Annotated in this window: 17 protein-coding genes; 12 read left to right on the top strand and 5 right to left on the bottom strand. The window is 44.1% G+C overall.

Annotation, left to right across the window (positions count from 1 at the left end; genetic code table 11):
- The first annotated feature begins 97 nt into the window (after positions 1-97).
- Positions 98-1,597 (top strand): mechanosensitive ion channel, encoded by a 1,500-nt coding sequence (locus FAY30_RS24840; RefSeq protein ID WP_149872350.1) that lies wholly within the window; start codon positions 98-100, stop codon positions 1,595-1,597.
- Between the two features lie 66 nt (positions 1,598-1,663).
- Complete coding sequence (locus tag FAY30_RS24835; RefSeq protein ID WP_149872349.1) at positions 1,664-2,986, top strand: hemolysin family protein; 1,323 nt, start codon at positions 1,664-1,666, stop codon at positions 2,984-2,986.
- Between the two features lie 158 nt (positions 2,987-3,144).
- Here the strand turns inward: FAY30_RS24835 and FAY30_RS24830 are convergent, their stop codons facing one another.
- Entirely contained in the window at positions 3,145-3,864 is a 720-nt protein-coding gene (locus FAY30_RS24830) for a TrkA C-terminal domain-containing protein (protein ID WP_149872348.1), read from the bottom strand.
- Between the two features lie 46 nt (positions 3,865-3,910).
- On the bottom strand, positions 3,911-4,177 hold the full coding sequence (locus FAY30_RS24825; RefSeq protein ID WP_149872347.1) for a hypothetical protein: 267 nt from the start codon (positions 4,175-4,177) through the stop codon (positions 3,911-3,913).
- 106 nt (positions 4,178-4,283) lie between these two features.
- Between FAY30_RS24825 and FAY30_RS24820 the strand changes: the two genes are divergently transcribed.
- Positions 4,284-5,213 carry a magnesium transporter CorA family protein gene (locus FAY30_RS24820; protein ID WP_149872346.1) on the top strand — a complete coding sequence of 310 codons (930 nt, stop codon included), beginning with the start codon at positions 4,284-4,286 and terminating at the stop codon, positions 5,211-5,213.
- A gap of 177 nt (positions 5,214-5,390) precedes the next feature.
- A complete protein-coding gene (locus FAY30_RS24815) occupies positions 5,391-5,798 on the top strand; it encodes a hypothetical protein (protein WP_149872345.1) in 408 nt (135 codons plus the stop codon).
- Positions 5,799-5,903: 105 nt separating this feature from the next.
- On the opposite strand, the gene FAY30_RS24810 is transcribed toward FAY30_RS24815, so the two are convergent.
- Positions 5,904-6,773 carry a hypothetical protein gene (locus FAY30_RS24810; protein ID WP_149872344.1) on the bottom strand — a complete coding sequence of 290 codons (870 nt, stop codon included), beginning with the start codon at positions 6,771-6,773 and terminating at the stop codon, positions 5,904-5,906.
- Between the two features lie 181 nt (positions 6,774-6,954).
- On the opposite strand from FAY30_RS24810, the gene FAY30_RS24805 reads away from it, so the two are divergent.
- The 4 genes from FAY30_RS24805 (at position 6,955) to gsiB (ending at position 10,266) form a co-directional block, all read left to right on the top strand.
- Entirely contained in the window at positions 6,955-7,476 is a 522-nt protein-coding gene (locus FAY30_RS24805) for a tubby C-terminal domain-like protein (RefSeq protein ID WP_149872343.1), read from the top strand.
- Between the two features lie 300 nt (positions 7,477-7,776).
- A complete protein-coding gene (locus FAY30_RS24795) occupies positions 7,777-8,100 on the top strand; it encodes a DUF3231 family protein (protein WP_223821033.1) in 324 nt (107 codons plus the stop codon).
- A 267-nt stretch (positions 8,101-8,367) separates the two neighbouring features.
- Entirely contained in the window at positions 8,368-9,609 is a 1,242-nt protein-coding gene (locus tag FAY30_RS24790) for an MDR family MFS transporter (RefSeq protein WP_149872340.1), read from the top strand.
- Positions 9,610-9,873: 264 nt separating this feature from the next.
- The gene (gene gsiB, locus FAY30_RS24785; RefSeq protein ID WP_149872339.1) at positions 9,874-10,266 is read left to right on the top strand and encodes a glucose starvation-inducible protein GsiB; all 393 of its coding nucleotides are present in this window, start codon (positions 9,874-9,876) and stop codon (positions 10,264-10,266) included.
- 221 nt (positions 10,267-10,487) lie between these two features.
- Here the strand turns inward: gsiB and FAY30_RS24780 are convergent, their stop codons facing one another.
- Positions 10,488-10,697 (bottom strand): hypothetical protein, encoded by a 210-nt coding sequence (locus FAY30_RS24780; RefSeq protein ID WP_149872338.1) that lies wholly within the window; start codon positions 10,695-10,697, stop codon positions 10,488-10,490.
- Positions 10,698-10,969: 272 nt separating this feature from the next.
- On the opposite strand from FAY30_RS24780, the gene FAY30_RS24775 reads away from it, so the two are divergent.
- The 4 genes from FAY30_RS24775 to FAY30_RS24760 all read left to right on the top strand — a co-directional run bounded on the left by FAY30_RS24775 (position 10,970) and on the right by FAY30_RS24760 (position 13,829).
- Complete coding sequence (locus FAY30_RS24775; RefSeq protein WP_149872337.1) at positions 10,970-11,302, top strand: anti-sigma factor antagonist; 333 nt, start codon at positions 10,970-10,972, stop codon at positions 11,300-11,302.
- Positions 11,299-11,781 carry an anti-sigma B factor RsbW gene (rsbW, locus tag FAY30_RS24770; protein WP_149872336.1) on the top strand — a complete coding sequence of 161 codons (483 nt, stop codon included), beginning with the start codon at positions 11,299-11,301 and terminating at the stop codon, positions 11,779-11,781. The genes FAY30_RS24775 and rsbW overlap by 4 nt, the downstream gene beginning before the upstream one ends.
- Positions 11,747-12,538, top strand: coding sequence for an RNA polymerase sigma factor SigB (gene sigB / locus FAY30_RS24765; protein WP_149872335.1), 792 nt, complete (start codon positions 11,747-11,749; stop codon positions 12,536-12,538). Before rsbW ends, sigB begins: the two co-directional genes overlap by 35 nt.
- Positions 12,539-12,692: 154 nt before the next feature.
- Positions 12,693-13,829 carry a PP2C family protein-serine/threonine phosphatase gene (locus FAY30_RS24760; RefSeq protein WP_149872866.1) on the top strand — a complete coding sequence of 379 codons (1,137 nt, stop codon included), beginning with the start codon at positions 12,693-12,695 and terminating at the stop codon, positions 13,827-13,829.
- Between the two features lie 113 nt (positions 13,830-13,942).
- On the opposite strand, the gene FAY30_RS24755 is transcribed toward FAY30_RS24760, so the two are convergent.
- Complete coding sequence (locus FAY30_RS24755; protein ID WP_149872334.1) at positions 13,943-14,407, bottom strand: Dps family protein; 465 nt, start codon at positions 14,405-14,407, stop codon at positions 13,943-13,945.
- Between the last annotated feature and the right edge of the window lie 51 nt (positions 14,408-14,458).

Here is a 14,458-nt window from a genome sequence, read left to right as displayed (position 1 = left end):
GAGCGAATCTAACAAAATAACAATCTATAAAAAATGTTTGAACGGAAAGGAACGAGGGAAACCATCTATCAAACTTACTGAAAAGGAGAGATGTTACATGACATTCAACAATATGCTGAGAGGCTGGTACATATATACCGACCAAATTCCTCATCTGCTGCTGGCGCTTCTTGTATTACTCGTCGGCTGGCTGGTGGCGAAAGCAATTGGTAAGGCAGTCGAAAAGGCTTTATCAAAAACAAACCTCGATAATAAGCTGTTTTCAAATGTTGGAAGAAGAAGATACCCATCAGAAGTAATCGTCGGAAAAATTGTCTACTATATGTTATTGGTGGTCGTCTGGATTATCTTTTTCAACATGCTTCACCTCAGCTTAATTGCCGAACCGCTTGTTCAAATGGTTTCGACATTGACTGCAGCGATTCCTAATCTATTAAAAGCAGCTCTCATTCTCCTATTAGCATGGGTCGTTGCTTACCTAGCAAGAATGGCCTTTAAAAAGGGAGCAGCCATGCTCCATTTAGATCAACGCCTCGCAAAATGGAACATCTCGAGCAGTGAAGCGAATACAACAAGCACGGTGAACAGCATGGCTCAAGCCATCTTCTATCTGGTACTTCTGCTGTTTTTACCGGCGGTATTGGGGGCACTGCAGCTAGAAGGAATTTCAGAACCGTTCACACATGCCTTAACAACGATGATTGGCTTCATTCCGAAGCTATTTGCCGCCGCACTTATTGTGTTTATCGGCTGGCTGATTGCAAAAATCGTCCGCGATATTTTAACCAACTTTTTAAAAAGCATTGGGACAGACCGGCTCGGTGAACGCGTTGGCCTGATGAAATCGGCTGAAGGAGCCAATATTTCCGCGATGATTGGAAATATCGTATTCATCTTGATTTTAATTCCAACCATTATTACCGCATTAGAAAAATTAGACTTAAAAGGCATTTCGGAGCCGGCAATTGCGATGCTTCAGCAAATTGTCACACTGATTCCAAACATCATCGCTGCGATTCTATTCATTTTAGCAGGGGTATGGCTTGGAAAATGGATTGAAAAAATGGTCACGCAAATGCTATGGCGTCTACGATTCGATAATATTTTCCACCACATGGGAATCGGATCCTTAACGCCGGAGCAATCGAAATACAGTCTGTCACAGCTAGTCGGCTTGCTGGCAAAAATCATTGTGGTACTTTTATTTACCGCAGAAGCCTTACAGATTGTTCATTTACACTTCTTAGTTACGTTAGCAACAGGGGTAATCGCATACCTGCCAATGCTGTTAGCGGCAATTGTCATTCTCGGAATTGGCTTATATTTAGGGCAATTAGTGGAGCGCATGCTGCAAAATATCTTAAAACAGCGCTACTCCCGGACCTTGGCGGCGATTGCAAAATATGCGATCTTTACGATTACGCTATTCATGGCATTAGATCAATTGGGTGTTGCCCATTCGATCGTGAATGCAGCCTTCGTCCTCGTCCTTGGCGGACTGACCCTGGCATTTGGTCTGGCATTCGGTCTCGGCGGAACAGAGTTTGCCCGAAAATATTTAGGGAAATTAGACGAGAAAATAGAAGAGGAAAATTGATAGACTAAGCAATCCGAAATCCTCACTCGATTTCGGATTGTTATTTTTAGAAAGGAGGTTGTCAGGTTGCTCTTAATCAATTTATTGGCGATTGCATTGTTGATTGTCTTTACGGGTTTCTTTGTTGCGATAGAATTTGCGATTGTCAAAGTGCGGACATCGCGGATTGACCAACTGATTATGGAAGGGAAGAAAGGCGCTGCCGCGGCGAAAAAGGTCGTGACCCACCTTGATGAATATTTATCGGCCTGCCAGCTTGGCATCACGGTGACAGCATTGGGGCTTGGCTGGCTTGGGGAGCCGACAGTGGAAAAATTGTTCCATCCGCTGCTCGCAGCACTGCGCATGAATGAAGCGGTGACACATCTTGTCTCATTTTTACTGGCCTTCGCCATCGTGACCTTTATCCATGTCGTCGCCGGAGAATTGGCGCCAAAAACGGTAGCGATCCAGCGAGCGGAAATGATTACGCTGCTGTTCGCCAAACCAATCATCTTCTTTTATAAAATCATGTATCCGTTTATTTGGGCGTTAAACAATTCGGCCCGCGTGCTCGTCGGTCTGTTTGGTATAAAGCCGGCGTCTGAGCATGAATTGGCGCACTCGGAGGAAGAGCTGCGGATTCTTCTGGCAGAAAGCTATCAAAGCGGGGAGATTAACAAAAATGAGTGGAAATATGTCAACAATATTTTTGAATTTGACGAGCGTGTCGCTAAAGAAATCATGGTGCCGCGCACGGAAATGAGCTGCCTCTCAGTTGAAGATTCGATTCAGGACGTCGTGCAAACGATGAAGGAGGAAAAATTCACCCGCTATCCGGTGATGGAGGGGGATAAAGATCATATTATAGGCGTAATGAACGTGAAAATGTTTTTAACTTCTAAACTGATGAACAAGGGTGCCTATCAAAATTGGAAAATAAAATCCTATATCCAGCCTGTCATTCGGGTTATTGAAACCATCCCGATTCACGACCTGTTGATCCGAATGCAAATGGAGCGGACCCATATGGCGATCCTGCTCGATGAATATGGCGGCACATCCGGGCTGGTGACAGTCGAAGATATCATCGAAGAAATCGTCGGCGAGGTGCGGGATGAATTTGATGCCGATGAAGTGCCTGAGATTCGCAAGGTTTCCACTGCCGGATCTGGGACTGGAGAAGCGGGTAAGAACTATATCGTTGATGCGAAAGTGAGCATTTCGGAGGTAAATGAGCTGCTCGGCACGCAGTTAACTGCCGATGATGTCGATACCATCGGCGGCTGGTTCCTGACACAAAACACCGCAAGTCAATTGGGGGAGTTAGTGGATGCGGAAGGGTATTCCTTCAAAATCCATGAAGCGGACGGCTATCACATTATGTATCTGGAAATTAAAAAAGATTGAAAACAAGCCTCACGATGGGGCTTGTTTCTGTGCGTAGATACGCATTTTGGTTAGGGGGGAGGGGATGAGGTTGATAAGATGATGAGAGTTGTCGATAAACAATTAAAAGTCGTCGATAAAGCCTCCGAAGTAGTTGATAACCCCTTTTAAACTGCATCCTAAGGCAGTTCCTCGGAAGAATTATGCAGCTTTTTCTGTTTTTCCTCCATTAGCTGAATATCGTGCACAAACGTTTTGGATATGACCTTTTCAGGTCCAAATAACAAAATCTGATCGCCTTCCTGGATGGGGGTGTCATAGATATTTTTCACAATTCTCACATCGCCGCGTTTGATCAACAAGGCGATTAGCCCCAGGTTGTCATGATCCTCAGCGACTTCATTTAATGTACGATTAGCAAGCTCCGAATCTTCATATATATGCAAATCGACTAAGGTATCTTCTTTATTTTTCAAAAAAACATCCCGCATTGGCAGGTCGGCAAGCTCGATCTTTCGCGTGATTTTTCCTGTAAAACCCCGCTCTAACAATCGTTGGACGCCGTGCAGCTTTAGAATGCCAAAAACAGCGATGGCAATGGCGGCGGCTGATAAAATTTCCTTCGTCCGAAGCCCTTCGGAAAGAAACTGACTAATCGACGAGATGATTACCGCGAGGGAAAAGGCGCCAAACAGAATCAGAAAGCTCGCCAGCCTTCGGCGAACCGGGTGACCCAAGATCAGCTCGGATTCACCGGTCGTAAAGCCGGTTCCGGTCATCAACGAAATGACCTGGAAGCGGGAGACCTCCACTTTCAGCCCTGTTAGACGAAATAAAATCACAAAAATTTCAATCACGGCCCAAATGATAACCGAATAGATGCTTAAAAAGAGAAGCATATTTCACCTCTTCAAAAAAATAGCCGGGGCAAAAGTGCCCCAACCATTATTGCATTTTTTCATTATAAAACTGAACAGAATAGCCCGCGCCCTCGCTGACCATGTTGTTGTCTTCTAAGTCGTGAGGGTGGGGATGGCCGCCCTTTTCAATCGGAAGCTCCTCGCTTTTTTCAAAAACAGTCGGTTTTACTTTGCTTTTTAAGTCTCTTAAAAAGCTTTCCGCCTTGATGCGATTCGGTTTTTTTGATAACCACATGGCAGCTGATGCGCCAACACCTACAGCTAACAAGGTGTTCATACTTAAAACTTTCATCACAATCCCTCCTTAACCCTATAAATACCCTGCCCACATTGTCATTAAACGTTTCAATTTCATTATTTTTGGGGAATCAGCTAGTAAACAAGAGGGAGAGATAGGAATGGAAAAATGGATTGGGACGAACAAGTGGAAATGGGTGCAGCTGAACCAAACGGACATGAACCATCTCGAGCGGGAGGTTGAGCGGGATGGCTATACGGAATCCTGGCTTGAGCAGGTTCAGGAGAATACGACCAACTGCCTCCGGGTGGACTGCTTGGAAAATGGGGAAAAGGCGGTAAAAGGGTCAATTATCTATAAACAACATTTTGCCAGGGAGGACGATAATAAAATATTTCATTTTTATTTGACGACCCATAAGCTGGTGACGATTAATCTTGAATTGGAAACGGATCAGCAAGTGCTTGCCCAACAATTAGCCAGAACGAAAAATGCCGTTGACGGCTTTTTATTTTTCCTCGGGGAGCTGATGAATGAGATGCTAGTGGAGATTGATCAGTTTGAGAAGGCCCTCAAAACGCTGATTTGGAGCGTGCGTAAGCGGAATGAAACGAGCATTCTTGAACTTGTCTATACACGAAGGCATGAGCTTTTGGTGTGTAAAAATCTTCTGATTCCGATTAAGGAGGTCAAAATGGCGATTGAGGAAATCAATCTGCACGGCAGCGGCAGTGAGGAAATTTATAATAGTACTTCTAAACGGATTGAGCGGGCGAGGGTGCTGCTGAACGAGTATGAACATGAGCTCGATTCGATTATTAATTTAGAGGAGGTCATTTCTTCCCATCGCGGCAACGAGATTATGAAAACCTTGACGGTGATGACGACGATCTTTACCCCGGTTATGGCCTTTGGGGCGTTATGGGGGATGAATTTCAAAAATATGCCGGAGCTTGGTTGGCGGTTCGGCTATATTTTTTCGATTGTAATGATCATCATCTCCACGCTGCTTTTATATGGCTATTTAAGATACAAGGGCTGGACCGGCGACCTGTTGAAAGGGAAAAAGAAGGGCTCATTTTTCAAATAGGGGTTTAGAAGGAGGGGGGCGTGGTATAACACTAGTAAGGTTATAAATTAGATAACCTGACTGAAGAATCCAGCTTTTTACTAGAAAGAGGGTGGTGTAAATATGTGGTTGCCTGTTCGATAAACCTGTGTTTAGGCAAAGGATGAAAGACAGCAATCTCAGGAGGAGGAAACAATCATGGCTAAGAATGTTGCAGACCAGAAGGAAATGGAAGAACAGCTGAAAAGAGAAGAGCCATTTTCCAAAAGTAACGACAAAGAACGTGATAGGCAAGCCAAAGAGGATGGTCCTTCCAGGAACAGAGATGATACGCAGCAGGACGGACAAAGATACGGGGACGAAATTTCTAAGAATGCTGACCCGGAGCTGCAGCAAGATAGGCAGCGTGAAGCTGAGCTTGAGCAGCAAAACGGGCAAGGGTTCGAAGACGGCACATCCATGCAGGGCGATATAAAGCGTCAGCAGCAAAAGGATCCCGAGGGCATCCCAATGGAACGTGAAATCGAACAATTATATGGACATCGGGAGAAAGAATTCCCCGCCAAACATGAAGAAAGAGAACGGCAAGAAGTAGACAGGGAATGAAGCTGAAAGCTGGTTCGTCTCGATGGATCATAATTTAAAATAATAAATCAACGCCCGGAGTTTTCTGGGCGTTGATTTTTCGTGTTCAAGTTTCCTCCGTGCATGTTATTGAAACGAGCTCTCCATGATAAAATCCGGCCGTTTTTTCAGGTATTCAATCTTTTTCGCCTGGTACATTTGATCCTTGAACTGATAGGTTATAAGGATGCCGCCTTCGGTTGGGGGAGAAAGCTGGCCGCTCATAAAAACCACTAATTCGTTTTGATAGACAGAAAAATCAATGATCTCATGTTTCAAATAGCCATAAAAAGTATCAATGGTTTTCTTCCTGCCAATGGTGATTTCGACTTGGTCATTGGATACTTTTTTCATATGTACATTCTTTTTGATGATCGCCTCTGGATGATCAATTAAAATTTCCTCATATACTTCTCCCGCATTTGTTTTCGTTTTCTGCAGGACGTGTGCTTCGGTAACGAGTATTCCTGTGCCATGACCAGTGGTTAGGATGACCACTAACTCTTCTTTTCCGTCCTGGTTGATATCTTCGAAAAAAAATCTCGGACCATAGGAAGGAGCATCGGAACTTCTCCAGTAAGGGAACCATCTGATTCCTTCATCCGTCTGCAGCCGGAATTTTTCTAAGTGTCCTTCTCTTTTTGTTGCATAAAGAGCCGCTTTTGCTTTCTTTAGCGTGGCGACCACTTCCGATTGCGGTTCTCCTTTGTTTGAGATATGCAGCGTCTTGTTTTTCTCATCATATTCTACATCCAGTTTCAGCTCGCTGCTGATCGATTCAAGGGCAACAAAGGGCGACCCGCCGATGATTCGAACAATGGAAGAAGTATCGGATATGGAAGTGCCGAAAATCGGCTGTCCATTGACAAATACCTTGAAAGGAGCCGCAGCAAAAGTAACAGGAACAACGGTAATCAATAGCAAAATAATGACGGAGAAACAGCACTTTAATTTCATCTAATCAACGGCCTTTTGGGAGTTTTATTTTTTTATTTTTCCCAGGTTGGCTCTTAATTAGTAAAAAATAGAGTGGGGGATCTGTAGGCGCAGGGTAGAAAGTGACTTCGGCGCAATAGGAGTATATAAATCACAGTATATAACAAAATATTTGAAGGATGAAATATGTAGGAGGATTTCTTTGCAACAGTTTACTTACCAAGTACCGTTCACGGTAGCTAAGACAACAAAAATACCAATGATAAACAAACAGGGTGACCCTGTTTTTGAGATACAAAAACAGCCGCATCGTTTTCTTGCCAACATCATCGACTCGTCATTACGTTATGGTTTACCCTATTGTTATCGAATTTCCAAGATGAACGGGCAGCGCCTTTACAGTATGGACTGTGCGTTTCCTGGCGTTCGTTATAAATTGATTGAACATACATCACAACGTACAGTCAAAATTGTATCGCATAGAGTCCAATTAATCGAAAAAGCGTATTCGTTTTCGTTGGGTAACCAAGAATATTATTTTGAGAAAGATTATACAAATGCGGGCTACTTAAAATGTAATAATAAACAGGTTGCCACTGTGTCAATGCCGATCGAGACAAAAATTCAGACAAAAATGGATACAATGATAGTAAACGCAATAACAGAAGAAATTGCAGCACTAGCTGCGGTATTGTATCATACGTTTTATTATTATGGTGCATAGAAAAGCTTATTAGAAAGGCTGTTTTCGTAAACATTGTTGTCATTTTACAAATTCAAACTCATAAATGTTTCGTTTTCGATGTAAATTTATACTTTAACCATTATATATTTAACGGTCAAACCGGTCTATGAGCGAATTGTGGTGTTCAATGAGCGAATTTACAGTTTCAATGGGCGCATTTCAATGTTTAATGAGCGGATTTTGCCATTCAGTGAGCGAATCCAAGAAAGATACAGCAAATAACAATCTTTCCATTATGAGAGACATTTTTACAAAGGAAAAGTTCCCTATACCGATTGGATTTACAGAGGAGAATGTCAATCCACGGGTAAAGAGGACTTACCGGCGCCAATGAGTTGGGATTCGGCTGTCACAGATAGTACAACACGTGTTTTTTCCGACAAGCTGATCATGTTTCATGTATCAGCAATGGTTGCAGCAGGGATCGGAAATTTTGGCATGGCAATGGCTGCAAGTCCTAGAAGGGATTTAGGTACGAAATATGCGTCATTAATCCCGGAAATTTCCCTTTACGCGGAGGATGGAGCCAATATCATGATCAAACACGGCTGGCTGGAGGAGCCGCCGCAGGCAGATGACCGTGAGGATTTGGTGAAGGGGTAGAAGGATGACGGGCCAGCCATTAATGGTTGGGCGATCATTTGTCCCTAATAGTTATATACCAAAAAGACGCTTCCATTGGGAGCGTCTTTATTACTGTTTCAGAACATGTGTTCGTTTTGTGGGACAATTCAAATAGACGGGTCTATACTTGACCTTCATATTATTAGTATAAACTATTCGAAATTATAAGTCTATATATTTTGGAAAATTTGTTTTATAGTTTTTATACCCGGCCGGGACAAAGCGCAGTGAAAAAGGGGGGATCAGATGCAGGTTCGTTTATGGGATACCAATTTGAAGGTGCGGTTAATCGGCGAGGGTCTGTATAACATGTTGTTTTGGATGTATTTCCCGTTTATTACGGTTTATTTTAGTGAGGCGTTGGGCAGCGGGATGGCCGGTCTCTTGATGACGGTCCCACCGATCTTCAGTATGTTTGGGAGTTTGCTAGGGGGAGCTTTAACGGACCGGTTAGGACGGCGGCCCGTCATGCTCATGGGGGCTTCGCTCCAAACGTTGATGTTTGTAATGTTTGCGGTGTCGCCATCCCCTTGGATGGATTACGCCGCCTTTATTGGGATTGGAATTGGTGGTGCCATCTACCGGCCCGCAAGCTCAGCGATGGTGGCCGACCTCGTTCCGGCACAGAGCCTTCGCGAGGTATTCGCCACCTTCACGACGGCCAATAACATTGGGGCGGTGCTTGGACCGGCACTGGGAGCGATATTCTTTTTCCATTACCGTCAGGAGTTGCTGTGGACCTGTGCAGGGGTCCTGCTGGTCTATTTCATCGCCATTTATTTCATGGTTCATGAAACATTGCCCAATTCGGCGAAAGGGACAACGATAAAAATGACCGGAGTATTCAAGGAACAATGGAAGGGATATGGCATTATTTTTCGTGATAAAGTGTTCCTTGTCTACATTTTGGCAGGCATCTGTGCGCTAATTCCAATTATGCAGCTGGATCTCTATTTGCCGGTGTTCGTCATCAATCATGTTCCAACACAAGCGCTATTTACATGGAATGGTTCTCCTTTGATGCTGTCCAGCAAGGAAGTATTTGGCTGGCTCGTCGGATTTAATGGTCTGTTGTTTGTCTTGTTCGTTTTGCCCGTCACGAAATGGTTCGGCAAATGGAAGGAGCGCAATGTCTTCATCCTTTCCTCGCTGCTTTCCGGATTTGGCACCTTTTTCGTCGGATTGAACACGAATATATGGTATTTGTTTTTTATCACCATCATCTTCACCTTTGGCGAAATGGTCCGCTCGCCGGTGACACAGAGCTTCATCAGCCGCTATGCCCCGGACCATGCCAGAGGACAGTACATGGGGGCTGACAGCCTGCAGTACACAATCGGCAAATTTTTGGCACCATTGATGGTGTTCCTGTCGGGGTGGGTGCCGCCAATGGGGGTCTTCAGTATCATTTTAGCATTTGCACTAATCAGTATTTTGTTATATGTTTTGCTATTTAGAATGTACGAGGAGCAGCCGGCTTTAGAGTGATGGGTACAACCAACAGTCATTAGAAACGGGGCGTCAGCTTATTAGGCTGCCTGCCGCGTTTTTTTGTGATTAATATTACAACTATTTCAAAACGATTAAATGGGCAAAAAGAAGTTTTAGCGGCACAGGATGGTGGTACTACATAACTAAGGTTACAACGAGTCGACCTATACTATAATGGGAGACACGTAACCATGATGCCAATCAAAGTGTAGTCACGAGTTGGACAGGCATGCACAAAAAAAATTTAGGGAGGAATTTGACATGGCTAACAACAAAAATGACGGGAAAATGACTTTGGAAGAAGCAGGACGAAAAGGCGGCGAAGCCACAGCTAAGAATCATGATAAGGATTTTTATCAAGAAATCGGCCGAAAAGGCGGAGAGGCCACAGCCGAAAATCATGATAAAGAATTTTATCAAGAGATCGGCCAAAAGGGCGGAGAGGCAACAGCCGAGAATCATGATAAAGAGTTTTATCAAGAGATCGGCCAAAAGGGCGGAGAGGCCACAGCCGAGAATCATGATAAAGAGTTTTATCAAGAGATTGGCCGCAAAGGCGGAGAGGCCACATCTAAAAATCATGATAAAGAATTTTATCAAGAGATCGGCGAAAAAGGCGGAGAAGCAAGAAGTAAACAACGTAAGGATGATTAAGGTTGACGATTCAGCTATATACTTTTAAAAGAAGAAGCTTGCGCCAACAGCGCAAGCTTCTTTCTTACATTTTTATCAACCGGTTTTGTACTTTTATCGACGACTTCCGCTTGTCTATCGACGACTTTTTAAACTTTATCAACAACTTTTCCACCTCTATCAACAACTTCCCCCTTCCCCACTAAAAAACCAGGCAAATAGCCTGGCGGGTCACTTTCTAGTTATTGCAGCGGATCCTGCGTTTTGTTTCGTTCTTCCTTCAATTCGGTGCCGGTTTTGGCCTTTTTCATTTGCTTGCCGAGTTCTTTTACTTCATCTAAATTCTGGGCCATCGAGCTATTGTCAGACGTCGCCACCTTCACATCGAGCTCGCGGTCGGCTTTCGTTGAACCACTGCTCTTTTTTAACGCCTCAAACTGCTTTTTATCCATTGAACCTCACTCCTTTAGGATGATTCTTTCTATGGAAGTACCCTATTTATTGAAAAATAAAACCTCGTTTCCGAGTGGGACATAAGATCTATTCGGCCAACTAGCATATTTTGGTATAATAGAGAAAATATTTTTTAATAGAAAAGCGCAAGCGCCCTGGAGCTAGACATTTCTCAAAGTAGGAACTTATATAATTCTTTTTTTTTTAAAAAGAGGTTTAACACTTCAATAGTGTGGGTATGTACAAATTAAAATGTCAAAGGTGTGAGGATATGAATATTAAAATAGATAAACAGCAGAATGGTGAGGAAATCGTGGTGCGGGTTGGCGGCGAAATCGATGCCTTTACGGCGCCGAAGCTAAGAGACGAATTGGCTTCGCTTGCTGAAGGGGAAAATCAAACAATCATCGTCAATCTGAAGGATGTGTCCTATTTAGACAGTACCGGACTGGGTGTCTTTGTCGGCGTGTTCAAACAGATGAAGAAGAATGGCGGCGAATTACAGTTGGTAGAGTTATCGGATCGGCTGAAGCGGCTGTTTCAAATTACCGGTTTAAGTCATATCATGAATATTTCTGTAAATGCAGAGGGTGGGGGAAGATGAGCAAAGTGATGGATTATATTGAAATGAAGATTCCGGCCAAGCCGGATTATGTCGGTGTCATCAGATTGACGTTATCAGGTGTGGCCAGCCGCATGGGGTATACATATGAGGAAATTGAGGATATGAAAATCGCTGTAAGTGAGGCGTGCACCAACGCTGTCCAGCACGCCTACAACAAGGACGAGGGCGGCGAAGTGGTTATCGGCTTTGGGGTTTATCAGGACAAGCTGGAAATCGTTGTTGCCGACAACGGAAAAAGCTTTAATTTTTACCAAACAAAAGAAGAATTAGGCCCTTATACGGAATCTAGTACGGTGGAGCAGCTTTCAGAGGGAGGGTTAGGTTTATATTTAATAGAAACGCTAATGGATGAAGTCCGGGTGTTAAATCAATCCGGAGTAACGGTCTTCATGGTGAAGAATCGAAGTGGGGAGCGTGAAAATCATGACACAACCATCTCAAACCGTGAAGCGAACTAAGGAAGAAATTGATGCCCTGATTAACGCGTTCCAGCAGGATGAGAACGAGGAAGCGCAAACGGCCCTGGTCGAGCATTACACTGCTCTGGTTGGGAGTCTGGCGCGAAAATATTCGAAGGGGAAAAGTTTCCACGAGGATATCATGCAGGTCGCGATGATTGGCTTATTGTCGGCGATTAGAAGGTATGATGCCGGCATGGGGAAGTCGTTTGAATCGTATTTAATTCCGACTGTCATCGGGGAAATCAAGCGGTTTTTGCGGGATAAAACGTGGAGTGTCCATGTACCAAGGCGGATCAAGGAGACATGGCCAAAGATCAAAACGGTTGTCGACGAGCTGACGAATCAATTGCAGCGGTCACCTCAAATTCATGAAATTGCCGATTATATGGACATTTCCGAAGAAGAAGTATTGGAAGCGATGGAGATGGGGAAAAGCTATCAGGCTGCATCGGTCGATCTTCCGATTGAAACAGGTTCTGAGGGTAGCACAGTAACCACGTTAGATATCGTGGGAACCTATGATGAGGGCTTTGAAAAAGTCGATCAAAAACTGTTGCTGGAGAGCGCCCTTCATGTTTTATCAGATAAAGAGAGGGAAATCATCCATTGCACGTTTATCGCGAATAAAAGTCAAAAGGAAACAGGGGAGAAACTGGGAATCTCGCAGATGCATGTTTCAAGGCTGCAGAAGAAAGCGATTGAAAAGCTGAGGAAAGCAATCAGGGGTCAGACCCCCGATGCGTTATTGCGTTAATCAATTGGCAGGTAGGCCAATGATGCCTTACCTGAGGAAATACATTGGCGGTTAGGCAACTAATGCGTTATTACGTTAACACAGTGGGGGTCTGGCTCTTGGAACAAGGGCGCTTGCGCCTTTTCAATAAAAGGGGTTGGCATTTAGGATGGCTATGAAAATTATCATTGTCGATGATAATAAAACGAATCTAATGATTGTGGGGAAAATCCTGCAAATGGCTGGCTATAAACGATTGGTGCCGATGACATCCGCCATGGAGTTATATGACTATTTGCAGCTTGATAATCCGAATCCTCCAGAACATGACATTGATTTAATCCTCATGGATTTGATGATGCCGGAAATTGATGGCATGGAGGCTTGTCGAAGGATCCTTTCTCATGAGCATTATAAAGATCTTCCGATTATTTTTGTCACCGCCATGGGTGATTCCAATAAAATGGCCGAGGCGATGGATGCCGGTGCCCTTGATTATGTGATGAAACCGATTAATAAGATTGAACTGCTGGCCCGAATCCGCTCTGTTTTGCGCTTAAAATTGGAGAAGGATATGCGGAAGGAACGGGATAAGCGGATTCAATATGAGATGGATTTGGCCAAGCAGGTGCAGTTAAGTGTGCTGTCTGATCCGCTTAAGGAAGAGGATGTGACCATTTCTGCCGTCTATAAGCCTTCGTTTGAGCTGGCGGGGGATTTGTATGCCTGGTATAAGATTAGTCCGCACCGCTATGGGATTATTTTGTTGGATATGATGGGCCACGGGATTTCTTCTTCCCTTGTCTGTATGTACATATATTCTGCGTTAAAGGATTCAATTACCGAAATAGGTGATCCGGAGGCCGTTCTGAAAGAACTGAACCGGCGGATGGATCAGCTTCATATTGATAGTTTAATTAATTATTATTTTACGGCGATTTATATGGTGCTCGATACCGAAAAGCAGACGATCGAGTATGTGAATGCCGGACATCCGCCGGGAATTGTCATTGTCGATGATGAAGTGAAGCTGCTCGAGGAAGGCTGCTGTGCGGTTGGCTTTTTTGATGAAATTGAAGTAACGAAAGGGGTTATTCCTTATAAAAAGGATGCTCGGATATTGCTATATACCGATGGGTTATCAGAATCCCTGGAAGAAGAGTATGAGGATGTGGAAGGGATGCTTGTGAACTGTATGCGCGAGGACGGGATGGACGACCCTGGAGTGTTATTCCAAAATCTTAAGCTGAGTACGGAACGTCTTGATGCACAAAAGGATGATATTTGTTTAGTAATGATTACGACGAAGTGATGGGGCACAAAAAAGGTAGCGTAGAATCGATTCTGCGTGCTTTTTTTCGTGTCCACTGGAAAACGTACAAAAAAGTACCAGCAGCATCGCTGCTGGTACTTTTATCTTAACGATTACTCCGCCAAATACGCTTTCAGCATCCATCTGTGTTTTTCTAATGACGTCCGAATGGCAATAAACATATCGGCCGTTGGCTGATCGTCATTGTCCTCGGCTGTCGTAATGCCATCTGTCAATTCGTTACAGACCGTCTCAAAGTCATCCGCCAATGCTTGGACCATCTCCCGTGCCGATTCATCTCCCTCTGCCTCTTGAATTGAGGCCATTTCTAAATGATTCTTCAACGTGGCCGTTGGTTTGGCGCCAATGGACAGCATTCGTTCCGCGATGGTATCCAGATGCAGGCCTGCTTCTGTATACAATTCCTCAAATTTCACATGCAGCGTGAAGAAGTTCTCACCTTTCACATACCAATGAAAATGGTGCAGCTTCATATACAATACAGAGAAATTGGCCACCTGCTTGTCAAGAAGCTCGGACGATGAAACGGTTTTTTCTTTTTCCTTCGTTTTTGCCATGTAAATACCTCCATCAAAATCGTTTGATATGTAATATGTACCCGCATCTGC

It is taken from the genome of Bacillus sp. S3, from assembly GCF_005154805.1.
Classification (GTDB): Bacteria; Bacillota; Bacilli; order Bacillales; family Cytobacillaceae; genus Neobacillus.
Note: the sequence above shows the minus strand (reverse complement) of the source record. Positions and strands in the feature narration are given on the sequence as shown.

Coding starts and splice junctions, on each gene's coding strand:
- FAY30_RS24840 (WP_149872350.1), top strand. CDS start 98: ATGACATTCAACAATATGCTGAGAGGCTGGTACATATATACCGACCAA.
- FAY30_RS24830 (WP_149872348.1), bottom strand. CDS start 3,864: ATGCTTCTCTTTTTAAGCATCTATTCGGTTATCATTTGGGCCGTGATT.
- FAY30_RS24825 (WP_149872347.1), bottom strand. CDS start 4,177: ATGAAAGTTTTAAGTATGAACACCTTGTTAGCTGTAGGTGTTGGCGCA.
- FAY30_RS24820 (WP_149872346.1), top strand. CDS start 4,284: ATGGAAAAATGGATTGGGACGAACAAGTGGAAATGGGTGCAGCTGAAC.
- FAY30_RS24815 (WP_149872345.1), top strand. CDS start 5,391: ATGGCTAAGAATGTTGCAGACCAGAAGGAAATGGAAGAACAGCTGAAA.
- FAY30_RS24810 (WP_149872344.1), bottom strand. CDS start 6,773: ATGAAATTAAAGTGCTGTTTCTCCGTCATTATTTTGCTATTGATTACC.
- FAY30_RS24790 (WP_149872340.1), top strand. CDS start 8,368: ATGCAGGTTCGTTTATGGGATACCAATTTGAAGGTGCGGTTAATCGGC.
- gsiB (WP_149872339.1), top strand. CDS start 9,874: ATGGCTAACAACAAAAATGACGGGAAAATGACTTTGGAAGAAGCAGGA.
- FAY30_RS24780 (WP_149872338.1), bottom strand. CDS start 10,697: ATGGATAAAAAGCAGTTTGAGGCGTTAAAAAAGAGCAGTGGTTCAACG.
- FAY30_RS24775 (WP_149872337.1), top strand. CDS start 10,970: ATGAATATTAAAATAGATAAACAGCAGAATGGTGAGGAAATCGTGGTG.
- rsbW (WP_149872336.1), top strand. CDS start 11,299: ATGAGCAAAGTGATGGATTATATTGAAATGAAGATTCCGGCCAAGCCG.
- sigB (WP_149872335.1), top strand. CDS start 11,747: ATGACACAACCATCTCAAACCGTGAAGCGAACTAAGGAAGAAATTGAT.
- FAY30_RS24760 (WP_149872866.1), top strand. CDS start 12,693: ATGAAAATTATCATTGTCGATGATAATAAAACGAATCTAATGATTGTG.
- FAY30_RS24755 (WP_149872334.1), bottom strand. CDS start 14,407: ATGGCAAAAACGAAGGAAAAAGAAAAAACCGTTTCATCGTCCGAGCTT.